Below are 25,278 nucleotides of genomic sequence, written 5' to 3' on the forward strand. Positions count from 1 at the left end.
GTTCTTTGGTTGGATAGATACGGAATTTGTATGCCTTGTTGACTAACATTGTTTTCACCTCACTTCATTCCTTGAATTTCAATGTATTTTTTAACTACATTGATGGGAGAACCGCCAGTAGTTAGTAAGCAAAAACTTATTGACCAAAACATTTCTTTCCACAGTTTTTTTCTAACCTTGGGAAAATCTTTTTTGATTAATCGCGAACTAGCACTTTTGTAAGCATTGATGAACTTTGATAATTCAGTATTAGGATGTGCTTTGAACAGGATGTGAACATGGTCTTTATCATGATTCCACTCAACTAGAGAGATATTGTATTTCTCGCCTAGATTTACAAACATATCCTTAGCATAGTCAGATACTTTGACATCAAATACTTCTCTACGATATTTCACAACTAGTACAAGATGATAATACATTAAGAATACTGAATGATTATTACTGTCTAATTTCATTGTGAAATCAGCCTTTCTCTTATATAAGACTGATTATATCATTAAGGTATGAAGTGGGCAACAACAAAGCCTTTAGGCTATCGCCTAACCGACATTCATCTCCCACCTATCGTTGGGCTTCGCCCTTCACACGATTGAGGTGGGAGTCTTCTGTCGGAAAACGATAAAAATATCCAGCAGGACAGACACAATTAACCTCCTTCAGACATAGGAATTGATTATAGGCTAAAGCCTGAATAAGCGGGGGTGGAAACATGTCTGGCATACTGACAGCACTTGGGTATCTCCTAAAAGAAGTCATCCTTCTTGTTTCTTATGTTAAAAACAATGCATTTCCTCAACCGTTGTCTGCTGCTGAGGAGCGAAAGTACTTAAGATTGATGGCGGATGGCGACACTCACGCAAGAAATATGTTAATTGAACACAATCTGAGACTTGTCGCCCATATCGTCAAGAAATTTGAAAACACCGGTGAGGATTCTGAGGATTTGATTTCAATTGGAACTATTGGACTGATCAAGGCCATTGAAAGTTATTCAGAAGCAAAGGGCACCAAGCTAGCCACCTATGCGGCGCGATGTATAGAAAACGAGATTCTCATGCATTTGAGAGCATTGAAGAAGACAAAAAAGGATGTTTCATTACATGACCCGATTGGACAGGACAAGGAGGGCAACGAAATCTCGCTCATCGACGTCCTGAAATCTGAATCGGAAGATGTTATTGACACCATCCAGCTCAATATGGAGCTTGAAAAAGTGAAGGAGTATATTGATGTCCTCGATGAACGTGAAAAAGAGGTTATTATTGGCCGTTTCGGCCTTGATTTAAAGAAGGAGAAAACCCAGCGGGAAATCGCCAAAGAACTCGGCATCTCGAGAAGCTATGTATCAAGAATTGAAAAACGGGCATTGATGAAAATGTTCCATGAGTTTTATCGCGCTGAAAAGGAAAAGAAAAAGAATAAAGGGCAGTGAAGATAATAGAAAAGTCCGTCATGTTGGCGATGGACAGAAAATGAAAAGGCATCAATCACATGTGATTGATGCCTTTTTTCTGTTATTCTACGCTTACTTCTGCAGCAATGATCAACCCAACAGCGCCACATATTACCAAACCCATTACGATTAAGAACATGCCCAACACCCCTTATCATACACCATTGTTACAGCAAATTTATCATATAAATACGCTGTTAAAAGGAATAGGATGTGAACATTCTGTTAACGATGGATCGCTTTTTTACTGTGATAAGCAATTCCGCAAAGACATCGAATTTAGATGCGATTACTTTTTCATTAGTAAATCCTGACCTTCCTCTGTTTCAGTTAGCTGATTGCGATATTTTTTTGCAACAGCAAAGCATAGGATCGAGCCAGTAAGGAATGCGATGGATGCACCAGTTGCTATATATATATCTGTCATTACTGTCGTTTCTGACGGAATGATCGTCCCAATATAAAAGAAAACTCCCACTGCAAGCAGAGTGGTTGCAAACTGCTTGTAATCTATCATTTTTTCATAGAGTTGTTTTGCCTTCATTATCATCACCTGTATTTAATAGACTTATCCACATCCCTACTTTAACATGTTTTAAACACGTATTTCCCATGTAAATTTTGGTATATGACCAGGTGAACCAAACTGAATGGTTTATGCCTATTTTCAGCAGGTGAAAAGTTTATCGTTTATCATTTTGAATCAATTCTTCTACCTTGACCGGTTTCCAGCCTTCGCCATCTACCCATTGAATCCATACTCTAAAAGTCTGGTCGCTGCCTTTTTCAGAAATCGTTCCGACTGCTGTATTAGGCGCACCTCCATTTTCATTCCACCATAAAGTCATATTGTTTTTATCGATTCCAGTTGCATAGGAGTATGCAAGAATCATTTCCTGCCAATCCACCGTACTTTCGTCGAACGCAGGGGTGTGATCTCCAGTTTGCGTTGTGCCAACTGGCTTCCACCCTGGATTTTCAATCGTTTGCTTTACATTAGCATCACTTCCGCCCTCCGTTACGACTGGATCTGCCTGCTCCTCTGAAGAAGCTGTCTTTGCTTTTTCAGAATTGGATCCTTCTGCACTTGTTTCGGAGCTTTTATCCTCTTTGGCGGTTGCATTATTTTTACTTGCTTGTTTCTCTGGAGAGGCTGAAGCCTGATCCTTTTTTGCTGTCACATTGTTTTGGTCGACCGCGCCTTTCTCATTGCTGAAAAAAATATTATAGGAAACAATGCCAATTAACAATATCACAATAACAATCAAGCTATTTAAAATCAGGTTCGTTTTTCTGCGCTTTGCCCTTTGCCGTGAGCGCATTCCCTCATTTAGGCTGTCATAATCATTCTTCAAGATCTTTCCCTCCCTTTTAAGGTTGTCAACATTCTACCATGACTCAGAGCAAACTTGAAGGATTTTCTATTCATTTAGCTTGTTTCACTCGGTTTTAGGCCCTTCAGCGGATGTCCCGTGGTCGAATTGATAGACCTCCTTAACTATATCCGCGAAAAGAGGATTCACTCCTCCTTCATCCGCGAATACATCTAAATTGACAGTCACAAGTGCATACTTTGGATTTTCAAATGGAAAATAACCCGCGAACCATTTATTATGCAATTGCTTAGTGTTTTCATATCTGCCTGTTTCAGCTGTTCCAGATTTCCCTGCAACTTTATACGGCAAGTCCTGAAACCATCTGCCAGTTCCCTCTTCGTTTACAATGACCTCTCGTAGTAACTTTTGGACTTTCATGGCAGTATAAGGAGAAATCTGCTCCCCTGGCAGTTCCTTTTTCGGGAACTCAGTCATTTTCGTGCCATTTTGATATTGGATGGACAGAACGGCCCTGACCATCTCCTTTCCCCCCCCTCTGGCGATTGTCGCCATCATGTTGGCGACAGCGAGCGGGGAAACTCTTACTTCGTGCTGGCCAATTCCTGACAGTGCAGCAAAATTCATATCCTTCCTTGCTTCATTCGACAAGAACACTTTTCCTGTCTCCTCATCCTGAAGCTGTTTGAAACCCTCTAGATGAAAAATATTCCCTGTCCATCCTGTTCCTCCTGTAATGGACAGCATTTCCGCATACCTTTCCAGTATATGATCATCCTGCTTCTGTAATTCTTGGGCTAATTCGCCAAAAGTACGGTTGCAGCTGACTGCGAAGCTATCTTGGAAAGAAAGGTTTCCATGTTGATATTTCGTATCTGTTTCCCCATTGATGGTCTTGCTGCAATCAAACGTCCTGGATGGGTCATCAAGTCCATTATCAATCGCAGCCGTAGCCACCACCGTTTTGAACACGGACCCTGGAATATGTTGTTTCACCATCATATTTTCCACCCCTTCATCCGTATAGGGTTTTGATGGATTGATGACGGGTCTTGAAACCATTGCTAAAATGCTGTTTGTCTCAATATCTAACAGGACGGCTCCGCCTTTTTTGATTTTGTATTGATCCACTTTTTCCTCAAGGATGATTTGCAAATCTTTATCGATCGATGTCTGCACATTAATTGGATAGAATGGATTGGCCGGTTCACTGTATTTCACATTAATTCCGAATAATGGCGCTCCTTCGCCATCGACATGGTATACAAGCTTTGAATTCCCTTCCGCAACGAGGAACTCATCGAAGCTTTTTTCCAGACCTGAGAGCCCGATCAACGTCCTAGGCATAAATTCCTTCTTGCCGTATCTTGCTTTTAGGGCAGCTTCATTTTCGCCTATGATTCCAACAAGCTGCGCAGCCGGCACTTTTTCCATTGGATATTTACGTTCAACCGCGAATACACCAGGAATCCCCATTTCATTAATGATCTCCATTTGCTTCCTTGTCAGGATCACAGGATCTGGATCTCCAAAAGCAAATGGTTCATCCGACTCCTCCACTTCTGTTTTCAAAGCGTATTCAGAGACACCAATCACTTCTGCCACCCTATCCGCTTCCCAGTCCATTTTCTTTAAAAACGGAAACAAGACGAGCACGGACGCAAGCTCATAGGACAAAGATTCCCCATTACGATCCACGAAATTTCCTCTTCCGTTGTCCACTACCATTTCCTGAGACCTTTGCTTCACGCTTGCTTCGATTAAATTAATATGATGTTTAGAAAATGATTCTGTATCAATTAGCTGCAGCTGCGCCAGCCGAAAAATCAATAGGCCAAAGACTGCGAGACAGATGGAAATCCAGGCAGTCATTCTTTTTTTATGCATAAAAAACACCTCATCAAAAGTGTTGACGAGGTGTTGGAGTTTCAAACCTATAGGTTGTTACTTAATAGAAGTGATACGGACGTTCATTTCGCCGCCAGGAGTTTGCACAGTTACCTCGTCCCCGACTTTTTTGCCCATCAGGCTCTTCGCAATTGGTGAGTCATTTGAAATTTTGCCCTCAAATGGATCCGCTTCGGCACTTCCAACGACGGTATAAGATTCTTCATCGCCATCAGGAAGCTCGACAAAAGTGACCGTGCGGCCAAGACTGACAGCATCTGTACTCAGTTCATCTTCCTTGATGATTTTTGCATTGCGAATCATATTTTCAAGCGTCGTGATCCGCCCTTCTACAAAAGCTTGTTCCTCTTTTGCAGAATCATATTCAGAGTTCTCTGAAAGATCACCGAAGCTGCGAGCAATCTTGATTCTCTCCACTACTTCTTTTCGTTTAACGGTTTTTAATTGTTCCAATTCATGTTCAAGCTTTTCTTTTCCTGCCTGTGTCATCGGAAAAACTTTTTCTATTGCCAAAATACTTCACTCCTTCTAGTCTTCACAAATCCCCAAATAGATTGTGTACTATTATCTTATGTATCCTTAAAAATATACAGAAGCGCCGCCTTACCAGGGCGCGCGATGGAAAAAGGGCCATTTCTGGCCATTTATCTCTTTGGACAAAAGGAAGCACTCTTTGCAAGTACTTCCATGTCTATATTATCTATGCTATTGTGTCACAAAAATGATTTTTGTTCAAGAATTGTTTGAATTTTTGTTACCATGAGGTCAATTGCGACATGATTGTGACCGCCTTCGGGAATAACCACATCCGCATAACGCTTGGTCGGTTCAATGAACTGGTTATGCATTGGTCTTACCACATTTACGTACTGTTCTATAACTGAATCCATTGAGCGTCCGCGCTCTTTTATGTCACGCAGCAGTCTGCGGATGATCCGCAGATCGGCATCCGTGTCTACATAGAGCTTGATGTCCATCAAATCGCGTAATCTCTCGTCCTCGAGAATCAAAATGCCTTCCAAAATGATAACATCCTTTGGTTCCACATAGATGACTTCGTTTGAGCGAGTGTGGATGGAATAATCGTAAACTGGCTTCTCGACCGGCTCGTGCTGAAGCAGCTTTTGAATATGTTTTATTAAAAGGTCATTGTCAAATGCCAAAGGATGGTCGTAATTTGTCTTTAAACGCTGCTCCATCGGCAGGTGGCTTTGATCCTTATAATAATAATCCTGTTCAATCATTAGGATGGATTGACTCTTAAAGCTATCATAAATCGCCTTGGTCACGCTTGTCTTGCCTGAGCCTGAGCCGCCGGCTACACCAATCACAACAGGTTTGCGGTACATTTCCTACTTCTCCTTCCGCATCATGTTATTTGGGTAGACAGGCTTGTCCATCTTGAATTTGACGATTTGCAGCGGATGGCGGGCCACATCGAGTTCATTTCCAGCTTCATCCCAAATCTTATCGATCACATGGGTGAAGTTCTCGATTTCTGGTCCAAAAAATTCAACCTCATCCCCAGGTTTGAAGTAGTTCCTTTGCTGAAGTGTCACCATTTGTTCCTCAGCATCGTAATCAAGCACAAGGCCGGCAAAATCGAAGGTTGTCTTTTTGCTATGGTTTCCAAACATTTGCTCCTTATACCCTGGGACCCCCTCGAAAAAGGCAGATGCTGTCTCGCGGTTGGCACATTTGTCCAATTCCTCGAGCCATTCCTGCTTGATCACAAAGTTTTCAGGATCATCACAATAAGCATCGATCACTTTTCGGTAAACGCTGACAACCGTTGCAATATAGTGAATAGACTTCATGCGGCCTTCGATCTTTAGACTGTCAATTCCTAGCTCAATCAAACGTGGGATCGACTCAATTAGTTTTAAGTCCTTTGGGCTCATCGCAAAAGGTGCATCGCCCTCAGCAAACAAAGGGTTTTCCTCTGTTCCTTCAAGTGTGTACAAATCATAGTCCCAGCGGCAGGACTGACAGCAGCCGCCACGGTTTGAATCCCGGGCTGTCATGTGATTGCTCAAGGTACAGCGTCCAGAATAGGCAATGCACATGGCACCATGGATGAAGGTTTCGATTTCGATATCCACCTTTTGCTTCATTTCCTCGATTTCCACTGCACTTGTTTCCCGTGCAAGCACAACACGCTCCAGTCCTTCTTCCTTCCAGAACTGGATAGCCTTCCAGTTGGAAAGGGATTGCTGTGTACTCAAGTGGACTTCGATTTCCGGAGCTACCTTGCGGCAAGTTTCTATGATCAAAGGATCGGCTACGATGATGCCGTTGACACCAGCACCCTTCAAGCCTAATAGATAGTCTTCGAGACCATCGATGTTATCGTTATGTGCAAATATATTAGTGGTAACATAAATTTTCGCGCCATATTTTTTGGCGAACTCGACGCCTTCCTTCATTTCCTCAAAGGTGAAATTATCCGCATTCGAACGCAAACCATATTCTTGCCCGCCAATAAAAACGGCATCTGCACCGTAGTGGACGGCAATCTTAAGTTTTTCAAGATTTCCGGCTGGAGCAAGCAGTTCTGGTTTTTTCACGATGATCCGTTTCCCATCGACAATTTGCGAAATTTTGTCTGCTATTGCTGCCATTTTAGCAACCTCCTTCTCATTCTTGCTGTTAATAAACCGTTTCCTTGAAAAAGAATCCTGTATCGAGCGGGCGATTTAGCGGCTGTAGTGCTTCTGCCGCTTTTAGCAAGCTGTCCTTTTCTTCGTCGTATTGCTCCGGTTTTTCCACTGCTAAATCAATGGCTTTTCGGTATAGCCTTGTAACTTCCAAAATATAGTCAGGGCTCTTCAAAATCCCATCCACTTTAAGAGAATCAACCCCAGATTCCACTAGCTCAGTCAACTCATCAATAATGCAAATATCATTTGGGCTCATGATGTGCGTCCCATTTTCATCCTCGAAAATCGGATACTTATTTTCACGCTCTTTATCATGGAGAAACATATTGCTTTCCTGTCTGCGATTTTCTACTGCCAAAGCCTTTCCTTGATATTCAAAGTAATGGCCAAGGAGCGGACGCTTCGACTGGAACATGTTCATCATACCGTGAACCTGGACCTCAATTTCCACCTCAGCATTTTCCTTGATTTCAACGATCGCATCCATGTTGATTTCTCTCGCAAGGACAGCACGCTTGGCACCCTTCCTTCCCCAATAATTGCAAGTATACCAGTTCGTTCCTGTAGTTTCCGTGCTCCAATGAAGCTTCATTTCCGGAGCATTTTCCTTTGCTGCCATTAAAACAGCAGGATCGCCAAACGTGACTCCATCTGCTTTCACATCGGTAAGGAAGGTAAGGTATTCACCAAGCAAGTCCACTTTTTCATTATGGAATAATGCGTTCATAGCTACATACACTTTCTTCCCTTTTGAGTGCGCCAATTCAATCGCTCGTTTTACGTCCTCACGGTTGAACTCACCAGCAAGACGCAATCCGAATTTTTGTTCTCCAATCAGGTACGCATCTGCCCCGGCTTCCGCCAATGGAATAATGTTATTAACACTTGTTGGCGTCACCAATAATTCGGGTTTCTTCATTCCGTTCACCTCATCTTACTAACCGCCACCCCATCACCAATAGGAAGGATGATCGTATCATATTCCTCATTAGCAACAAGCCAGCGATTGAATTCGTCTATTTTTTTTGCCAGGCTACGGGCTCTTTTGCTTGCCGATTCATGGTTATATACAAGACCTTTAAACAGGATGTTGTCCGTAATGATTATTCCCCCAGGCTTCAAATACCTGGAGTAACGTTCAAAAAAGCGCTTATACTGGCCTTTGGCTGCATCAATAAAAATTGCGTCAAATGGAGCATGGACGGCAGCTTCCGCTTCAAGCTCAAGCGCATCCCCTTTCATAAGGGTGATTTGCTCCTGCATGCCGGCCCGTTTCATATACTCGGCAGCAAGTTGACAGCGGTCTTCATCGCGTTCCATTGTGATGATATGAGACTTAGGCAGCGCGGATGCCATTCTCATTGCAGAGTAGCCAATGGCTGTTCCGATTTCCAAGATTGATTCTGGCTGCTGAATTCTTAGAAGCTGGAGCATCGTTTCGATACCAGCGGGTTCCATAATCGGAACACCGTGAAGCTTCGCATACTCTTCCATGTCGAAAAAAACGCCATCCCTAGGCTGTATGAAAGAATCTATATAATTTTGCAGCTCTTCGTTCAGCAAGCTGCCTTACCTCCATTCAGATGGCTAAAAAAAAGCCGGAGTAAAATTTCGCATGACTGTCGAGGCATGAAAAAAATAGCGTTCACAAATTAACAGAGAAAAACAGTCAGGTCCATTAACTTAAAAGCTTCACTCCGTCATCTGTGATGCACGCTATCGAATAGTAACTGGATCGGACGCCAGACAGTAACATGGTCTAGTAAAAAACACTTGAATAATTTTACCACAAAAAGAAGGGAAGTGCGAATCATTCTGCATTTCCCAAATAAGGATGTCACTTTTTATTGGTAATATGTTCGTTCACTTTTCGATTATGCTCGTCCAGTGTCTTTGAGAAGAGCACCTCTCCAGTGGACGTCGCAATGAAATAAAGATCGTCTGTTTCAGCTGGTACAAGAGCAGCTTGAATGGACATGACGCCTGGATTGGCGATAGGACCGGGTGGCAGTCCCTGAATTTTATAGGTATTATAAGGGTCATCTATTTCAAGATCCTGGAAATAGACGCGATCTTTATGTTCCCCATGTGCATACAAGACGGTCGGGTCTGTCTGCAGCATCATCCCCTTTGCTAGGCGATTATAAAAGACACTGGCGATCTTATCGCGATCGGCTTGTTCGGTTGCTTCCTCTTCAATGAGTGATGCCATTGTCATTAATTCATGAACAGACATATTTTTTTCTTCCATTTGTCCTCCGAATTCAGCTAATACTTCCTTCGTTTTTGTCAGCATGACCGTAACAATTTCCTCGACTGTCGGTTTTTCAGAGGAAAACGGATAGGTAGCCGGGAACAGATACCCTTCTAACGGGTACTTGACATTTTCCTTGAGAATTTCATCACTAAGGACATCAGGATATTTCTCTATTAAGGTTTTGACGAATGCTCGATCATTCAGCTGTTGGAAAATCGCTTCCTCATCCTGTTGAGTTTTTTCAGCAATGATCCCAGCGATTTGCTTTAACTGCTTTCCTTCTGGGATTGTGATCTTCATGACCACTTCCTCCATAACTTTCCCTGTTTTCAAACTTGTAATGATTTCAGGCAGCGTCATCGACGGGTTCATTTTATAATCACCAGCCATAAAGCCTGCTTCATTTTTGAACTTTACATAATACTTGAAAACCCGGGCATCCCTTATGATCCCTTTTTCCTCAAGTATTTGCCCAATACCTGTTGTAGACGAACCAATAGGAATCGTGACCTCAATAGTGTTCTTGCTGTTTTCTTCAACAGGCTTCAATGCTTCGGTAATGTAGTAATACCCACCGCCGCCGATTGCTACGATGAGCAAGAAAGCCACGAGAGCAGTAATGAAAACTATTTTCCTCACTATTTTCGCCTCATTCTGCTGTTCTATCAGCTTTTCGGTAATCCACTTTTTTTTATTTTTTTTCGGATCCTGGATATTCTTTTCGTCAGACATATGTTCCCCCTCCAGATAACAAAACTTACTTCCTGGATACTCTCTATTGTCACATCTCGAACTATTATACTATATTTTATATTGCTATTTGCAAATAATTACGAAAAAAGCCGTTTCTTGTAGAATTTCAGGACGAAATTTGCCCGAATTTATCGGCAAATAGAAAAGGACCAGGCAGTTATTCGCCTGGTCCAGATTTTCGAATCCTATTCTTCGTCTTGCTCTGCGAGGAAGGTTTCAAGCATTTCTTCAATCATGTCCCACTCTTCATCCGTTTCGATCGGCATAAGTTCGCCATCATCATTATCTTCTGTTGGCATGAACGCAGAAGCATGAATTTCGATTTCTTCCTCATCGTTATCCTCTGCACCAATTGGATAATAAAGCACATATGATTTTCCGAACTCCTCGGAATCAAAAGTAAAAAGAACTTCACATAATTGTTCGTTGCCGTTTTCGTCTACTACTGTAATATTGTTTTCTCCATGATCCATTGTAGTCACCTCAATTTAATTTTGGCTGTTCAAATAGCCTTGTAAAATCATAACAGCAGCCATCTTATCGATGACCTTCTTTCGTTTTTTGCGGCTTACGTCCGCCTCGATCAAAACTCTCTCGGCTGCCACTGTCGTCAGACGCTCGTCCCATAAAATCGTTTGAACGCCAAATCTATCTTCCAGTTCACGGGCATAAAACTGACTTGCTTTCCCGCGCGGACCAATCGTCCCGTTCATATTCTTCGGAAATCCAACCACTACTTTGCTGACTTCATTGTCTTTTATTATTTTACCAATTTCATTGAAACCAAATACATTTTCTTCTTCGTTTATTTTCAATGTTTCAAGTCCTTGAGCTGTCCAGCCGAATTCATCGCTCATGGCTATGCCGACCGTTTTCGAGCCAACATCGAGTCCCAAAATCCTCAATTTATTTCCCCTCTCGATGATTCCTTAAGTAGGATTTAACCAGTTCCTCGATAATTTCATCTCGCTCCAGCTTGCGGATGATGTTTCGGGCATCCCGATGGCGAGGAATATAGGCCGGGTCGCCTGAGAGCAAATATCCGACAATCTGGTTGATCGGGTTATATCCCTTTTCCTGCAGCGCTTCATATACCTGCAGCAGGACTTCGTTGACATCATGCTCAAAAGGCTCTTCGGGAAAATTAAATCTCATCGTTTTATCAAACGAGCTCATCGAATGCACCTCACTTTCAGGAAATGGCAGGTAAAATTTTTCTTCATGATATCTTCATTCTACACTACTTTCCTTTTATATCAAATTGATTTTACCCATTTTTCGGCATATTGAAGCGCATTGTCGAGTTTTGAAGGGTCTTTACCGCCAGCCTGGGCCATATCCGGCCGGCCGCCTCCCCCACCGCCGCAAATTGCCGCTGCTTCCTTGATCAGTTTTCCAGCCTGATAGCCTTTTTTAATCAAATCATCCGTTACAGCAGCAATCAAGTTCACTTTGCTGCCATCAGTCATTCCAAGCAAAATGATTGCTGAACCAAGCTTTTGCTTTAGGTCATCAGCAATATTTCGCAGGCTGTTCATGTCAGAAGCCTGTACGCGTGCAGCAAGCAATTGGATCCCGTTGATTTCTTTTACCTGAGAGGCAAGGCTTCCTGCTTCAATAGTACCCAATTTGGCTGCAAGAGATTCATTTTCACGCTGCAGCTGCTTGATTTCAGCTAGTAAGGCATCCATACGGTTCGATACTTCCTTCGGTGCAGTCTTCAACTTGCCTGCAGCATCCTTCAGAACGCTGAGTTGATCGTTAAGTACTTTGTATGCAGACTCTCCCGTTACGGCTTCAATCCTTCTTGTCCCAGCTCCGATGCCACTCTCGGAAACAATTTTAAACAAACCGATGACAGAGGTATTCGGAACATGGCAACCGCCACATAACTCAAGACTATAATCGCCGACTTTTACGACACGGACGATTTCACCGTATTTTTCACCGAACAACGCCATTGCACCCATTGCTTTTGCTTCCGCAATCGGCTGAAAGCTTGTGTTCACTTCGATGTTTTTCCAAATTTTCTCATTGACGATTGTTTCTACTTTTTCCAGCTCTTCAGCAGTAACCTGCCCAAAATGAGAGAAATCGAAACGCAATCTATCAGGTTCGACTAGTGAACCTGCTTGATTTACATGATCTCCCAGCACATCCTTCAACGCCTGGTGGAGCAAGTGTGTTGCAGTATGGTTCTTGATGATTCTCGCACGGTTTTCCTGATCAACGATTGCTGTTACTTCAAGCCCCTTCGTTACTGTCCCTTCTTCTACAACAGCATGATGAAGATTTTGTCCGTTTGGAGCTTTCTTTACATCCTTTACGGAAATCCTCATTCCACTTGCTTCTACAGTCCCTTTGTCAGCGATTTGTCCGCCGCTTTCTGCATAGAAAGGTGTAATGTCCAGGATAAAATGAATTTCATCGCCGGCCTGAGCTTGTTCTGAGAGCTGACCATCCCTTATAATTGCCACGATTTTGCTGTTGGTTTGTAATTGATCATATCCGACAAACTCACTGCTCTCTTTCATATCGCCAAGCACGCCGCCTTGGACTTGCATGGAACCGATCTCGTGGCGAGCTGTACGGGCTCTTTTGCGCTGCAGCTCCATTTCTCTTGCGAAGCCTTCATGGTCGATCTTTAGCCCTTCTTCCGCAGCATACTCTTCCGTCAGCTCGACTGGGAAGCCGTATGTGTCATAAAGTCTGAAGACATCCTCCCCCTGAATTTTGCCGCTGCCTTTTTGCTTTTCATTCTTGATCAACTCAGAAAGGATCCCGAGGCCTTCCGTTAATGTTTCATGAAAACGTTCTTCCTCATGTTTGATCACCTTTTGGATAAAGTCGGTTTTTTCGTTTACCTCTGGATAAAAATCTTCCATGATTTCACCCACTACCGGCACCAGCTCAAACATAAATGGTCGATTGATAGTTAGCTTTTTAGCGTAACGAACAGCGCGGCGCAATAAACGACGCAGTACATAGCCGCGGCCTTCATTGGAAGGAAGGGCACCGTCACCGACAGCGAATGCTACTGTACGGATGTGGTCTGCAATAACTTTGAAAGCCTCATCTTTCTCCCTAGATTGTCCGAATTTTTCACCGGAAATTTCTTCGGTCGCTTTAATAATTGGCAAGAACAAATCTGTTTCAAAGTTTGTCGGAACATCCTGGACCACAGATGCCATGCGTTCAAGGCCCATACCGGTATCAATGTTTTTCTTTGGAAGCGGTGTATACGTGCCATCCGGATTATGGTTGAATTCTGAGAACACAAGATTCCAGACTTCAAGGTAGCGATCATTTTCACCGCCTGGGTACAGCTCAGGGTCTAGAGGGTCGTCTCCGTATTCAGGCCCTCTGTCATAGAAAATCTCTGTGTTTGGACCGCTCGGACCTTCGCCAATATCCCAGAAGTTCCCCTCCAAACGGATGATCCGTTCTTCGGGCATACCGACTTTCTCCTTCCAGATGAGATAGGCTTCATCATCTTCCGGATGAACGGTCACCGATAATTTCTCAGGGTCAAAACCGATCCATTTTTCACTTGTAAGAAATTCCCATGCAAATTCAATTGCTTCATCTTTGAAATAGTCACCGATCGAAAAATTGCCGAGCATTTCAAAGAAGGTATGGTGGCGCGCTGTTTTGCCGACATTTTCAATATCATTTGTCCGAATCGATTTCTGTGCATTCGTGATTCTTGGGTTTTCTGGCACAACTCGTCCATCAAAATACTTTTTCAAAGTCGCTACCCCGCTGTTGATCCACAGAAGAGACGGATCTTCGTGCGGAACAAGCGATGCACTCGGCTCGATGGCATGGTCATGCTCCTTAAAATATTCGAGAAACATTCTTCTAATTTCTGCACCAGTTAATTTTTTCATCAAACTAACCTCCTAAATCATTGTTTGGACAACAAAAAAGCGCAAGTGCCTGGTCAGCCCCGACAAGCGCTGTCCGCCTAGGACGCCACGTCCTGTGGCTGACGGGTCTAGCACATCCTGTGCCTCAGAGGTCCGCCCAATGAAGTCGTTCTTTGACTTCATTGGGCGGACCGAAACCGAAAAGTATAGCCGACTGCCCAGAAACGCAGAAACTGGAGACTCAACGGTAGAAGCGCTCTTTGCTTCTGCCAGTGGAGTTGAAGTTTCGGAGTTTCTAGGAGGCGACACTAGACAAGCGACTCGAGGGGCTAGGCGCTGGAGCTGGATTAAGAAAACCACAAGTAGTTAGCCACAACTAAATAATTTTATAATTTCCTAAACAAAAAAAGCCCTCATCCCTGGACAGGGACGAGAGCTTACTCGCGGTACCACCCTGATTATGAACGCAAAAAATCACGCCCATCTCTCAATGACGCCTTAACGCAGCTCACGGCAGGTTTTTCCTGCACTCCGGAATAGCATTCTGTTATCCTTCACCGGGAATTCTTTCAGCCTAGGAATCCCTCTCTGGTCGATGGACTATAACATACTCGTTCCTTCTCCATTTTTTGAATATTTATCTATAGCCGAATTATATATAGCAGTACTGCGTTTGTCAAACGTCCCTGGCAAAAAATTATCTCAGAGGAACTTTCTTCTTTCATGAATGATATGATCTCTGGCATGAATCAGTGCCGCCCTTATTATCACGAGGACAGGAACTGCCAAAATAAGTCCTAGAATGCCTCCCACTTCTTCCCCGGCCAGCAAAGCGAACATAATCATTAATGGATGCATGTGCAGGCTTTTTCCTACTATCAACGGGGACAAGATGTTGCCTTCCAGAAATTGCAGCGAAAAGACGATCACAAGTGACAAGAGCACCATTTTCACGGACATTGTCGCGGCAATGATGACAGCCGGAATCGCTCCGATCAGCGGACCAAAATACGGTATGACATTGGTGATTCCGACAATGGCCCCAAGTAGGAGGGAGTACTTAATGCCTGCAAACCAGAAAAAAAAGGAAGAGAGCACGCCAATAATCAGGCAGACGAGAAGCTGACCTCTTATATAACTGCCGAGTGACTTGTCTACTTCATGGAGAAATCTTGCACCTTGCTGCCTCCATTGCCTTGGAGTCATGTACCACGCCGCTTTTTTCATCGCCTTGAAGTCCTTAAGCATGTAAAAGGCAATGAACGGAATTACCGCAATCGTCAAAATAGAATTGACAATTTCCATCAAAAAGGACATCGTTGCGGCAAGCACATCGTCCAGCCACTGCTCCATGCTGTTGATTCCATCTTCTATTCTTTCATGAATTCCTGCAGGCCATGTCGAGGTCTCGTTTACGACATTGTTGACCATTTGTTTATATTGTTCGGCAAAAGCAGGAGCGTTCTCTGTTAAGTCGCGCAGCTGATAGATTAAAGCGGGAATCCCTTTATAAAAGGCAAATCCAGCACCGCCAAAAAAGAAAATATATATAATCAAAATTGATAGTCCCCGATGCAGCCCCCTTTGGTTAAGAGATTCCACGATCGGGTGAAGCAGATATGTAATGAAAGCAGCTAGCAAAAATGGAATCAGCAGCGATCCAACAATATGCAGCACCGGAATCCACAATGCTTGCAGCTTCATGAAAACGAACAGAACAATAAACAAAAGGAGAAGAAATCCAAGCCGGTAGTACCATTTCATTTGGATATTCACTTTTAGTCGCCCTCCCTCTCGTTTATTCTTGAGAGAAAGGAGAGGGATTATACCTAAGAAAAAGATTGTCGCAACTTCCTAGTGGCAAGCACCTCTCTACTCGCCGTTTCCTTCTCCTCCTTGAGACGGAATTTAATCAGAACAGAGATGATCGTATGCTAGGTGTATTTATGTGAAAAGGTCAATTTGGGCACCAATATGGATCATTGGTTACCTCTTTTCCTAGTTTCTGGATTTTTCGGGCACTAATACAGCTCATTGGTTACCTCTTTTCCCGATTTCTGGATTTTTTGGGCACCAATACGGCTTATTTGGTTCGAAAGAGATTTCACATGAAGAAAATGCTTGAAATTTATCAGACTGTCAGCAAATTGGATGGGATTTCTTACCTTAAAGCCGTCGGGCAACCTCTTTGTTCAAACTTGTATCTTGTTAACCGTCGAAAAAATCCCCTGTAATCCTATACAGGGGATTTATACTTGTTAAAGAAATGCTTTTGACATTTTTCTGCCTAGCTTCTTCATTTTCCTGCCAGACATTATATTGTTATTAGAAGCATAACGATAAACTGCCATACCCGCACCCAATGCGATAACGGAGGGTAACATTTTGTTCATGCGCTTCACCTCTTCGGATTTTTTTATATGCCGTATTGACGTTGATCTTCGTCGAATAAGTCGTCAAGGGAGCTTAATGTTCCATCTTCTTCGACTTGATGGGTATGGATCAGGCCATTATTCAAGGACAGCTCTATGAAACAATTCCAGCAGTAATATTGGTTGATGCCAATTTTGCCAATATCCTTGCTTTGGCAATTCGGGCAACTTAACATAAGGACACCTCATCTCTGTTTCACTGTCACGATGATGGCATCCTTTCCGATTGCAGGCGGACCCGTTGTCTTGACGACACGCTTTCCATTCATGATATCTGAAAAAAAGCCATCTGTTAGTTCGTACCCTACAATCGTGCCCAGTTCTTCCATAAAATATACGTCGTTCAATAAACCCAGCTGTTCTCCATCCCTAGAGAGCAGGATTTTGCCAGCCAGTCCTTCCTTTTGTTCAAACGTATATTCAGGCTCTGCCTCTAGACGCTGCAACACTGACTGATCCTTCACCATTAGACCATCCGAGCCAAACGATGCAACCTCTCCGATCTTGACCTGAAACGTTTTCTTGATGAATCCACCTCGTTGAACTAGTAAGCCTACTACGGTTCCATTGCTTGAAATGCTTACATCACATACTTCGCCCAGTTTTTGCCCACTTGCCAATTCAAATACAGGCAATCCCTTTAATCGTGAAAATGTCCGCAAAAGTGTGTCCCGCCTTTCCGAACACTCTTAGGTTTTGCGATTGATCGGTTAATCATGCGGTGTAAGGTTTTCCAAAACAATATTATGCTTCATTTTCTTCCATAAAATCGTAAGGAGTCAAATTACCCATTCCGATCATCGGGTCTGCATTCTTAACGATTCCCATATAGTTCTTACGATTTACGTCTGGTAAAATTTTACTATCTATGCGATTACCGCTCCATTCCGGGAGCATCTCGACGAGCTTTTCAACAAGTGTCGTATTCCGCTCCTTATCCTGTCCGCGTTCGATGCCCATTTTTAGGGCGTCCTCTTCGCCAATAAGAATCAGAAATTGCTTGCTTCTTGTGATGGCCGTATAAATCAAATTCCTGCGCAGCATCCGGTAATAACTTTTTACGACCGGAAGGACAACAATCGGAAATTCACTTCCCTGAGATTTATGGACGGAACAGCAATAAGCATGGGTAATCTGCGAGAGCTCCGGCCTGTTGTAGGTGACCTCAATACCGTCAAATGACACGATTAGCTGATCCTGTTTTTCGACATTTTCCTTCGCGTAAAAAATCGCGATAACCTCGCCCATATCCCCGTTGAATACATTCGCTTCCGGCTGGTTGACCAGCTGGAGAACCTTGTCGCCAATTCGATATTTTATATCACCAAAGGCAAGCTCTTTTCTTGTTCCGTCTGCATTCGGATTGAATAGCGTCTGCAATAGTTCGTTTAAGCGGTCAATTCCCGCAGGTCCCCTGTACATTGGGGCAAGCACCTGGATATTCTTTGGCGAATAACCTTTTTTCTTAGCACTAGCAACAACCTTTTCGACTACTTGAGGAATTTGGTTTGTTGTACACTGGATAAAAGATCGGTCGGATTTTTGGACAGAAATGTCAGCAGGAAGCAATCCTTTTTTGATTTGGTGGGCAAGTTCAATAATAGAGGAACCTTCTGCTTGCCTGTAAATATCCGTAAGTCTCACGGTCGGGATTCTGCCGGAATCAAGCAAATCCTTTAAGACTTGGCCAGGGCCGACTGAAGGAAGCTGGTCTTCGTCCCCGACCATTATCACCTGAATATTATCAGGCAGTGATTTGAACAATTGATAAGCAAGCCAAATATCGACCATTGATGTCTCATCTATAATCAAGATTTTCCCTTCTAGCGGCTGATCCTCATTATATTCAAAGCCTTCCGCACCATTCCAGCGAAGCAGTCTGTGAATGGTCACTGCAGGCAAACCAGTGGACTCGGTCATTCGTTTTGCCGCCCTGCCGGTAGGTGCTGCCAGTAAAAACGGGTATGGCTCTTCCTTTTTGTAATCTCTTGGATCTAAGGAACAGCCGTGCAATTCCCCATATAGTTCAACGATTCCTTTTATCACAGTCGTTTTTCCTGTGCCAGGTCCGCCCGTGAGGATCATCATAGGAGACATCAGCGCCGTTTGGATGGCATCTTTTTGGCTCGGAGCATATTGGACGTTTAGACGCTCTTCAAGATTCCCGAGTGCAAGCAGAAATTCCGATTCAGGAAATTGATTTTCATACTCCGTCTGGTCAAGAATTTTCTTCACCTTAGCGACAAGTCCCTTTTCTGAATAATAAAGCGATGGCAAATAGATTTTCTGTTCTTCGGAAATCAGCTTTCCTTCTTCACCTAGCTTGATGATTTCCTGAGAGATTTCCGTAAATTCAATTTCAAAATTTTGATTGTCTTCCAGCAACTTTTTGACATCGACCAGCAGCGATTCCGCTTCCATGTAGACGTGTCCACCTTGGATGCTGGAATTTTCTAATGTATAAAGACAAGCCGCCTTGATCCGGTCAGGATGGTTCCCTGTCAATCCAAGCTGGCTTCCAAGCTCGTCCGCTCTGCCAAAACCAATGCCTTCAATATCTTCGACAAGCTTATAAGGATTGTTTTGGATCACTTCAATCGCCTGTTCTTTATATACCTGATATATTTTCATCGACAGCTGTGGGCCAAAACCATATTCGTTCAAAGCGACCATCACCTGTTCAAGGCCCTGATGTTCCATCAAAGAATCATACAAGTCTTTTGCCTTCTCGGGTGCCAGCTTCGGAATTTGATCCAAAACGGAGGGATTATCAATTATTTTTGCAATCGCTTTTTCACCAAGCGTTTCGACAATTTTTTCAGCTGTTTTCTTTCCTATTCCTTTAAAAAGATCACTGGATAGATAGCTGATGATTCCCTGTTTGGATTGGGGAAGGTCTTTCCTGAAATGCGTTGCATGAAATTGGGCGCCAAACTTCGGATGTTCTTTTACTTCACCAAAGAAAGTATACGTCTCCTGCTCATGAACCTTGGGGAAGTACCCGGTAATGACTGCCTCTTTATCATCATATTGTTCATTCGTTTCTTCGACCCTGATTCTTAGCACGGTGTACAGGTTTTGTTCATTGTGAAAGATGGTCACTAAATGCTTCCCTTTCATGAATTTCCCCTGCTCTGCAAACAAATCTAAAGAGTCTTGCTTATCCAAAGTTTCTTCCCCCTTTCCGCTGATTCATTCGCGTTTACTGTGCTTTGAACACGCCATTCTCCATGCTAAGTATATCATAATCAGCTATGCAGTTGCCCAAAATAATCCCCAGCGAAGCAGGCTCGCCGGGGATTAATCAGGATTAACCGACATAAGTCAGCTTGCTTCCGTTTTTGAAAATCTCATCAATTGTTCCACCGCCAAGACATTCTTCTCCATCATAGAAAACAACAGCTTGTCCGGGAGTGACAGCGCGGATTGGTTGGGTAAAAATCACTTTTGCAGTCCCATCGTCCAGAAGTTCTACAGTTACAGCATTATCAGGTTGGCGATAGCGGAATTTTGCCGTGCACTCAAATGTTTTCGGCTTCGGTTTTTCGGATACGAAGCTGATATTCACAGCCGTAATGCTGTCTGAATAGAGCAGATCATGATGAAATCCTTGTTCCACCAGCAATACATTGCGCTCAAGGTCCTTGCCTACAACGAACCATGGTTCGCCTGCACCCCCAATTCCAAGCCCTTGTCTCTGGCCGATTGTATAATACATCAATCCATCATGCATGCCTTTTACCTCGCCACTCATCGTCTCCATATTTCCCGGCTGGGCTGGAAGGTAATTCCCAAGGAATTCCTTGAAATTCCTTTCGCCAATAAAACAAATGCCAGTACTGTCTTTTTTCGCTGCAGTGGCTAGATTTGCTTCCTTTGCCAGCTCTCTCACACGAGACTTTTCCATATCGCCGATCGGGAATAGTACTTTTTCCAACTGATGCTGATTCAGCTGGTTTAAGAAATACGTCTGGTCTTTATTTTCGTCGAGTCCGCGGAGCATTTTTCGCTCGCCGTCCCGGTCTTCCACCCGTGCATAGTGGCCAGTCGCAAGGAAATCTGCTCCAAGATTGATCGCATGTTCAAGGAATGCTTTGAATTTGATTTCTTTATTGCACATGACATCTGGGTTTGGCGTTCTTCCCGCTTTATATTCTTGAAGGAAATAAGTGAAAACCTTATCCCAGTATTGTTTTTCAAAATTGACTGCATAATACGGAATGCCAATCTGGTTGCAGACGCGGATTACATCTTCGTAATCTTCCGTAGCAGTGCAGACCCCAAATTCATCGGTGTCATCCCAGTTTTTCATGAAGATGCCGATCACATCATAGCCCTGTTCCTTCAGAATCAGTGCAGCGACGGATGAGTCAACCCCTCCTGACATCCCAACCACCACTCTCGTATCCTTCGGTGATTTTTCCATTGGCTTCCCCTCCCTCTACTAGTCTACCCTTAAGCTCCATTGTTTTTCGTCAGCCTCTGGACAATTTTTGCTGTATCCTCAGCTGCTTTGTCGATCTGTTCTTGTGTATTGTGTAATCCGAAACTGAAGCGGATGGAGTTTGTCAGCCTTTCAGATTCTTTCCCGAACATCGCCACAAGCACATGCGATGGATCGATGGAACCTGCTGTGCATGCTGAACCGCTTGATGCCGCGATTCCAGCAAGGTCCAGATTGACAAGCATTGCTTCGACATTTGTACCAGGAAAGCTTAAGTTTAAAATATGCGGCATTGTATAATCAAGCAATCCGTTCAGCTGGAAGTGGATTTCACTATCTTCAAGTCTTTTGATAAAACGGTTCTTTAAATCCCTATAGAAGATGCGTTTCGTATCAAGGTCTATTTGTGATAGTTGGACTGCTTTTCGGAATCCAGCTATGGCTGCGACATTTTCTGTGCCAGCCCGGCGCTTCCTTTCCTGTTCTCCGCCGAACAGTTGGCGAGCCAGCTTTATTCCATCACGGATATAAACGAAACCAATCCCTTTTGGTCCATTCATTTTATGGGCCGAAACGGAAAGCATATCTACTTTCATCTCTTCCACATCTAAGTTTTCAATCCCGTAAGCCTGCACAGCATCTGTATGAAAAACAGCCTGGTGTTCAGCAAGGCGTTGTCCTATTTCTGTGATCGGCTGGATTGTGCCCACCTCATTATTTCCGTACATGATAGTAACAAGAATCGTATCCTCACGTAATGCATCGTCAAATGTCTTCATGTTAACATAGCCATTTTCATCGACAGGGAGGTAGGTAACTTCAAAACCGCGCTTTTCCAACTCCATACAGCTATGCAGCACAGCGTGGTGTTCCACCTGTGTAGTTATGATATGCTGTCCTTTTGCACGGTTTTGTTCGGCATATCCAATAACAGCAAGGTTATCGCTTTCTGTTCCGCCGCTTGTGAACAGAATATTATTCGCTTTTGTCCCAATGCTCTTTGCCAGTTCATCACGAGTAGCATCAAGGATTTTTCTGGCCTCGCGCCCGAAATGATGGATGCTTGAAGGATTTCCAAACTCCGTTGTCATTACTTTTACCATTTCAGCCAGGACTTCTGGATGCATCGGTGTAGTGGCCGCATGGTCCAAATAGATTCTATTCAAACTTTTTCCCTCTCTTATTAGAAGATAGATTTTTCGTTATATATAAAACATATAAGCATCGGATTCGCCAACTTGTTCGGTGTGGTTAGCCAGATCTTCAATCGTGGTATTGTCCAGCACATCTTTTACGGCATCTCTGATTCTTGTCCACAATTCACGCTTGGCGGGTTCTTCATCCTCAATGCCTTCGACAATGCTGATTGGGCCTTCGAGAACTCGAATGATATCGCCTGCTGAGATATGCGAAGGTTCAGAGCCAAGAATATATCCACCATATGCTCCTCTAACGCTTTTCACCAATCCGGCATTTCTAAGCGGAGCAACCAGCTGTTCTAAATAGTGCTCTGATAAATCATTCGCTTGGGCAATCGCCTTTAGCGAAGTTGGACCTTCGCCGTAATTTTTGGCGAGCTCGATCATGATGGTCAGTCCATAGCGCCCTTTCGTGGAAATTTTCATTTTGCACACCTCTGTTCCATTATTGGGGTGATCTTTATTTGTTAGATTAAAACATGCACGAGAGCATGCTTACAAGGTATATAGTAACAAAAATCCTCAGTCAATAGGTAGGCTTTTGACATTATAGCATAACTGGCAGGAACAATGCGCAAGTCCCTTGTTCATGGTATTGTATAGGTAAACGAATTTGCCCAGTTAGGGAGGGATGAGCAATGAACCTTAAACCGCTTGCTTTCAGGATGAGGCCGCGGACGATTGAGGAAGTGATCGGCCAGGCTCATTTGGTAGCTGAAGGAAAAATCATTAACAGAATGGTAATGGCGAGACAATTGTCATCGATGATTCTATACGGACCGCCTGGCATCGGCAAAACCTCGATAGCCAACGCGATCGCCGGAAGCACAAATTTTGCCTTCAGGTCCCTGAATGCGGTAACGAACAATAAAAAGGATATGGAAATAGTGGCTGCAGAGGCGAAGATGTCAGGCAAAGTCATCCTGCTGCTTGATGAGGTACACCGGCTTGATAAAGCAAAACAGGACTTCCTGCTTCCCTATCTGGAAAATGGGATGATCGTGCTGATCGGTGCCACAACGAGCAATCCATATCACGCGATCAATCCAGCGATCCGGTCAAGATGCCAGATTTTCGAATTAAAGCCGCTTGAGCCAGATGATATAAAAACGGCTTTGCACAGGGCAATTGCCGATGAAGAAAGAGGTCTCGGCAGCCAGAAAATAGAGCTGACGAAAGAAGCCCTCTCCCATTTTGCCACAGCCTCCGGCGGCGATGTGAGAAGTTCCTTGAACGCCCTCGAACTTGCTGTCCTTTCCACTAATCCCGATGGAGATGGAATCATCCATATCGATGAGACTACTGCAGAAGAATGCATGCAGAAAAAAAGTCTGGCACACGATAAAGATGGAGATGCTCATTACGATGTTCTTTCAGGTTTCCAAAAATCCATCCGGGGCAGCGATGTAAATGCGGCTCTCCATTATCTCGGAAGATTGATTGAAGCAGGTGATCTTGTCAGCATCAATCGCCGACTTCTGGTTATTGCCTATGAAGACATCGGATTGGCCAGTCCTCAGGCAGGGCAAAGGACTTTAGCAGCGATTGAAGCAGCCGAAAGGATCGGTTTCCCAGAGGCCAGGATTCCACTTGCCAATGCAGTGATTGAGTTATGCCTGTCCCCTAAATCAAATTCTGCTTATACTGCTATTGACTCAGCACTGGCTGATATCCGCTCGGGCATCAGCGGAGAAGTGCCTGATCACTTGAAGGATGCCCATTACAAAGGTGCCAAAGACCTTGGGCGCGGCCTAGACTATCTTTACCCACACGACTACGAAGGCGGCTGGGTAAAACAGCAGTATCTTCCAGATAGGATCAAGCACAAAGTGTATTATCAACCTAAAAAGACCGGAAAGTTTGAACAGGCTATTGCCTCCATCTATGAGAAAATTACTGGATACAGAAAATAAGCGGTTAGGAAACCTTGCCGCTTCTTCGTGCGGTTTTTACGCTTGCTCTTTAGCTGTTTACTCGTTCAATCTCGATATCTCGTAACAATTCCCTGACGACATAGCTAGCCATGATAAGTCCTGCAACAGAGGGAACGAACGCATTGGAGGAAGGAGGCATCTGTGCTTTACGGATTTCAGCATTGTTATTGCCTACTTCTTTCTGCACATCCTCTCTGACAACAATTGGGCTTTCGTCGGAAAAGACTACGGGGATTCCTTTTTTAACGCCTTCCTTTCGCAGGCGGGTGCGGATGACTTTCGCAAGCGGATCGGTATGCGTCTTGAAAATATCGGCAATCTGGAATCGTGTAGGGTCCATTTTATTTGCTGCACCCATGCTGGAAATCATCGGAATGCCACGGTTGATCGCTTCCTTGATCAGATGAATCTTATAGGAGATGGTATCCGAGGCATCGACGATGAAGTCAAGGTTGTAGCCAAAAATCTCTTCGTAGGTCTTCTCCGTATAAAACATTTTCAGCGCTACCACTTCGCAATCAGGATTAATATCCATGATCCTGTCACGCATAACTTCGACCTTTTGCTTGCCGACCGTGGAAAGCAGCGCAATCAGCTGGCGGTTGATATTTGTGATGTCGACATCGTCCTTGTCGATTAAAATTAGCTTGCCGATTCCAGACCGGGCAAGCGCTTCTGCAGCGAACGAACCTACACCGCCGATCCCTAAAACGGCAACCGTACTATTTTTCATTATCTCAAGGCCCTCTTTGCCGATGGCCAGTTCATTTCTAGAAAATTGATGAAGCATCTACATTCACTCCAATTATAAAATCACTGTCACTGCTATTCCTGCTTTCGAATATAACATATCCATTGATCAATTTATAGCGAATTGGAAATCACAACTCCCCTAATTTTATCTATTTCGGGTTTTTTTACTAAAACAACTGCCTGCATAAGGGCAAGATACCCTTTTATTGGACAGACTCTTAGCCCTTGGAATTGATTGTCTAGCTGCGGCCTACATACAAAAAAACCATGCATACGCAT

The 25,278-nt window shown here is 43.8% G+C and carries 26 protein-coding genes and 1 other annotated feature; of the genes, 2 read left to right on the top strand and 24 right to left on the bottom strand.

What is annotated here, in order from left to right; translation table 11 throughout:
* Both J2S25_RS20055 and tnpA read right to left on the bottom strand, forming a co-directional pair.
* Positions 1-49 (bottom strand): helix-turn-helix domain-containing protein (locus J2S25_RS20055; RefSeq protein WP_369293529.1); only part of this gene is annotated, 49 nt, incomplete at its 3' end.
* Between the two features lie 10 nt (positions 50-59).
* A complete protein-coding gene (tnpA, locus tag J2S25_RS13200) occupies positions 60-458 on the bottom strand; it encodes an IS200/IS605 family transposase (protein WP_307192117.1) in 399 nt (132 codons plus the stop codon).
* Between the two features lie 254 nt (positions 459-712).
* On the opposite strand from tnpA, the gene sigK reads away from it, so the two are divergent.
* Entirely contained in the window at positions 713-1,435 is a 723-nt protein-coding gene (sigK, locus tag J2S25_RS13205) for an RNA polymerase sporulation sigma factor SigK (RefSeq protein WP_044394414.1), read from the top strand.
* A gap of 310 nt (positions 1,436-1,745) precedes the next feature.
* Here the strand turns inward: sigK and J2S25_RS13210 are convergent, their stop codons facing one another.
* From J2S25_RS13210 to cymR, 21 genes are all read right to left on the bottom strand, one after another.
* Positions 1,746-2,000 carry a YrhC family protein gene (locus J2S25_RS13210; RefSeq protein ID WP_241768507.1) on the bottom strand — a complete coding sequence of 85 codons (255 nt, stop codon included), beginning with the start codon at positions 1,998-2,000 and terminating at the stop codon, positions 1,746-1,748.
* Positions 2,001-2,139: 139 nt separating this feature from the next.
* The gene (locus J2S25_RS13215; RefSeq protein WP_052807032.1) at positions 2,140-2,811 is read right to left on the bottom strand and encodes a YrrS family protein; all 672 of its coding nucleotides are present in this window, start codon (positions 2,809-2,811) and stop codon (positions 2,140-2,142) included.
* Between the two features lie 84 nt (positions 2,812-2,895).
* Positions 2,896-4,677 carry a peptidoglycan D,D-transpeptidase FtsI family protein gene (locus J2S25_RS13220; protein ID WP_307192118.1) on the bottom strand — a complete coding sequence of 594 codons (1,782 nt, stop codon included), beginning with the start codon at positions 4,675-4,677 and terminating at the stop codon, positions 2,896-2,898.
* A gap of 57 nt (positions 4,678-4,734) precedes the next feature.
* Positions 4,735-5,211, bottom strand: a complete 477-nt coding sequence (greA, locus tag J2S25_RS13225) for a transcription elongation factor GreA (protein ID WP_044394417.1) — start codon at positions 5,209-5,211, stop codon at positions 4,735-4,737.
* 200 nt (positions 5,212-5,411) lie between these two features.
* On the bottom strand, positions 5,412-6,047 hold the full coding sequence (gene udk, locus J2S25_RS13230) for a uridine kinase (protein ID WP_044394418.1): 636 nt from the start codon (positions 6,045-6,047) through the stop codon (positions 5,412-5,414).
* 3 nt (positions 6,048-6,050) lie between these two features.
* Positions 6,051-7,319 (bottom strand): peptidase U32 family protein, encoded by a 1,269-nt coding sequence (locus J2S25_RS13235; RefSeq protein ID WP_044394419.1) that lies wholly within the window; start codon positions 7,317-7,319, stop codon positions 6,051-6,053.
* A 28-nt stretch (positions 7,320-7,347) separates the two neighbouring features.
* On the bottom strand, positions 7,348-8,277 hold the full coding sequence (locus J2S25_RS13240) for a peptidase U32 family protein (protein ID WP_044394420.1): 930 nt from the start codon (positions 8,275-8,277) through the stop codon (positions 7,348-7,350).
* Between the two features lie 5 nt (positions 8,278-8,282).
* Positions 8,283-8,921, bottom strand: coding sequence for an O-methyltransferase (locus tag J2S25_RS13245; protein WP_044394421.1), 639 nt, complete (start codon positions 8,919-8,921; stop codon positions 8,283-8,285).
* 274 nt (positions 8,922-9,195) lie between these two features.
* Complete coding sequence (gene mltG / locus J2S25_RS13250; RefSeq protein WP_044394422.1) at positions 9,196-10,347, bottom strand: endolytic transglycosylase MltG; 1,152 nt, start codon at positions 10,345-10,347, stop codon at positions 9,196-9,198.
* 206 nt (positions 10,348-10,553) lie between these two features.
* Positions 10,554-10,841 (bottom strand): DUF1292 domain-containing protein, encoded by a 288-nt coding sequence (locus tag J2S25_RS13255; protein ID WP_044394423.1) that lies wholly within the window; start codon positions 10,839-10,841, stop codon positions 10,554-10,556.
* 15 nt (positions 10,842-10,856) lie between these two features.
* The gene (gene ruvX, locus J2S25_RS13260) at positions 10,857-11,273 is read right to left on the bottom strand and encodes a Holliday junction resolvase RuvX (RefSeq protein WP_044394424.1); all 417 of its coding nucleotides are present in this window, start codon (positions 11,271-11,273) and stop codon (positions 10,857-10,859) included.
* Between the two features lies 1 nt (position 11,274).
* Entirely contained in the window at positions 11,275-11,544 is a 270-nt protein-coding gene (locus tag J2S25_RS13265; RefSeq protein WP_044394425.1) for an IreB family regulatory phosphoprotein, read from the bottom strand.
* Between the two features lie 80 nt (positions 11,545-11,624).
* The gene (gene alaS / locus J2S25_RS13270; protein WP_044394426.1) at positions 11,625-14,258 is read right to left on the bottom strand and encodes an alanine--tRNA ligase; all 2,634 of its coding nucleotides are present in this window, start codon (positions 14,256-14,258) and stop codon (positions 11,625-11,627) included.
* Positions 14,259-14,659: 401 nt separating this feature from the next.
* Positions 14,660-14,869 (bottom strand) — a binding site (T-box leader).
* 70 nt (positions 14,870-14,939) lie between these two features.
* The gene (locus tag J2S25_RS13275) at positions 14,940-16,013 is read right to left on the bottom strand and encodes an AI-2E family transporter (protein WP_044395262.1); all 1,074 of its coding nucleotides are present in this window, start codon (positions 16,011-16,013) and stop codon (positions 14,940-14,942) included.
* A gap of 482 nt (positions 16,014-16,495) precedes the next feature.
* Positions 16,496-16,630 (bottom strand): YrzQ family protein, encoded by a 135-nt coding sequence (locus J2S25_RS13280; protein WP_084221869.1) that lies wholly within the window; start codon positions 16,628-16,630, stop codon positions 16,496-16,498.
* A 23-nt stretch (positions 16,631-16,653) separates the two neighbouring features.
* Positions 16,654-16,845, bottom strand: a complete 192-nt coding sequence (locus tag J2S25_RS13285) for a YrzR-like zinc ribbon domain (protein ID WP_084221870.1) — start codon at positions 16,843-16,845, stop codon at positions 16,654-16,656.
* A 9-nt stretch (positions 16,846-16,854) separates the two neighbouring features.
* Entirely contained in the window at positions 16,855-17,331 is a 477-nt protein-coding gene (locus J2S25_RS13290) for a PRC-barrel domain-containing protein (protein WP_044395264.1), read from the bottom strand.
* 82 nt (positions 17,332-17,413) lie between these two features.
* The gene (recD2, locus tag J2S25_RS13295; protein WP_044395266.1) at positions 17,414-19,837 is read right to left on the bottom strand and encodes an SF1B family DNA helicase RecD2; all 2,424 of its coding nucleotides are present in this window, start codon (positions 19,835-19,837) and stop codon (positions 17,414-17,416) included.
* 142 nt (positions 19,838-19,979) lie between these two features.
* Entirely contained in the window at positions 19,980-21,095 is a 1,116-nt protein-coding gene (gene mnmA / locus J2S25_RS13300; protein ID WP_044395268.1) for a tRNA 2-thiouridine(34) synthase MnmA, read from the bottom strand.
* A gap of 29 nt (positions 21,096-21,124) precedes the next feature.
* Entirely contained in the window at positions 21,125-22,279 is a 1,155-nt protein-coding gene (locus J2S25_RS13305) for a cysteine desulfurase family protein (protein WP_044395270.1), read from the bottom strand.
* Between the two features lie 36 nt (positions 22,280-22,315).
* Positions 22,316-22,738 (bottom strand): cysteine metabolism transcriptional regulator CymR, encoded by a 423-nt coding sequence (gene cymR / locus J2S25_RS13310; protein WP_044395272.1) that lies wholly within the window; start codon positions 22,736-22,738, stop codon positions 22,316-22,318.
* Between the two features lie 212 nt (positions 22,739-22,950).
* Here cymR and J2S25_RS13315 point away from each other — a divergent pair, with 212 nt between their 5' ends.
* On the top strand, positions 22,951-24,225 hold the full coding sequence (locus J2S25_RS13315; protein ID WP_044395274.1) for a replication-associated recombination protein A: 1,275 nt from the start codon (positions 22,951-22,953) through the stop codon (positions 24,223-24,225).
* A gap of 49 nt (positions 24,226-24,274) precedes the next feature.
* Here J2S25_RS13315 and J2S25_RS13320 read toward each other — a convergent pair whose 3' ends face one another.
* Positions 24,275-25,036, bottom strand: coding sequence for a tRNA threonylcarbamoyladenosine dehydratase (locus J2S25_RS13320; protein ID WP_044395275.1), 762 nt, complete (start codon positions 25,034-25,036; stop codon positions 24,275-24,277).
* Positions 25,037-25,278 lie beyond the last annotated feature (242 nt).

Source organism: Mesobacillus stamsii (genome assembly GCF_030814065.1).
Lineage (GTDB): Bacteria > Bacillota > Bacilli > Bacillales > Cytobacillaceae > Mesobacillus > Mesobacillus stamsii.

What these genes read in the sequence shown, in the direction of transcription:
- J2S25_RS13220 (WP_307192118.1), bottom strand. Translation starts at nt 4,677, where the DNA reads ATGCATAAAAAAAGAATGACTGCCTGGATTTCCATCTGTCTCGCAGTC.
- J2S25_RS13255 (WP_044394423.1), bottom strand. Translation starts at nt 10,841, where the DNA reads ATGGATCATGGAGAAAACAATATTACAGTAGTAGACGAAAACGGCAAC.
- tnpA (WP_307192117.1), bottom strand. Translation starts at nt 458, where the DNA reads ATGAAATTAGACAGTAATAATCATTCAGTATTCTTAATGTATTATCAT.
- J2S25_RS13285 (WP_084221870.1), bottom strand. Translation starts at nt 16,845, where the DNA reads ATGTTAAGTTGCCCGAATTGCCAAAGCAAGGATATTGGCAAAATTGGC.
- J2S25_RS13240 (WP_044394420.1), bottom strand. Translation starts at nt 8,277, where the DNA reads ATGAAGAAACCCGAATTATTGGTGACGCCAACAAGTGTTAATAACATT.
- J2S25_RS13315 (WP_044395274.1), top strand. Translation starts at nt 22,951, where the DNA reads ATGAACCTTAAACCGCTTGCTTTCAGGATGAGGCCGCGGACGATTGAG.
- J2S25_RS13265 (WP_044394425.1), bottom strand. Translation starts at nt 11,544, where the DNA reads ATGAGCTCGTTTGATAAAACGATGAGATTTAATTTTCCCGAAGAGCCT.
- mnmA (WP_044395268.1), bottom strand. Translation starts at nt 21,095, where the DNA reads ATGGAAAAATCACCGAAGGATACGAGAGTGGTGGTTGGGATGTCAGGA.
- alaS (WP_044394426.1), bottom strand. Translation starts at nt 14,258, where the DNA reads ATGAAAAAATTAACTGGTGCAGAAATTAGAAGAATGTTTCTCGAATAT.
- sigK (WP_044394414.1), top strand. Translation starts at nt 713, where the DNA reads ATGTCTGGCATACTGACAGCACTTGGGTATCTCCTAAAAGAAGTCATC.
- J2S25_RS13235 (WP_044394419.1), bottom strand. Translation starts at nt 7,319, where the DNA reads ATGGCAGCAATAGCAGACAAAATTTCGCAAATTGTCGATGGGAAACGG.
- mltG (WP_044394422.1), bottom strand. Translation starts at nt 10,347, where the DNA reads ATGTCTGACGAAAAGAATATCCAGGATCCGAAAAAAAATAAAAAAAAG.
- J2S25_RS13280 (WP_084221869.1), bottom strand. Translation starts at nt 16,630, where the DNA reads ATGAACAAAATGTTACCCTCCGTTATCGCATTGGGTGCGGGTATGGCA.
- cymR (WP_044395272.1), bottom strand. Translation starts at nt 22,738, where the DNA reads ATGAAAATTTCCACGAAAGGGCGCTATGGACTGACCATCATGATCGAG.
- J2S25_RS13210 (WP_241768507.1), bottom strand. Translation starts at nt 2,000, where the DNA reads ATGAAGGCAAAACAACTCTATGAAAAAATGATAGATTACAAGCAGTTT.
- udk (WP_044394418.1), bottom strand. Translation starts at nt 6,047, where the DNA reads ATGTACCGCAAACCTGTTGTGATTGGTGTAGCCGGCGGCTCAGGCTCA.
- J2S25_RS13320 (WP_044395275.1), bottom strand. Translation starts at nt 25,036, where the DNA reads ATGCTTCATCAATTTTCTAGAAATGAACTGGCCATCGGCAAAGAGGGC.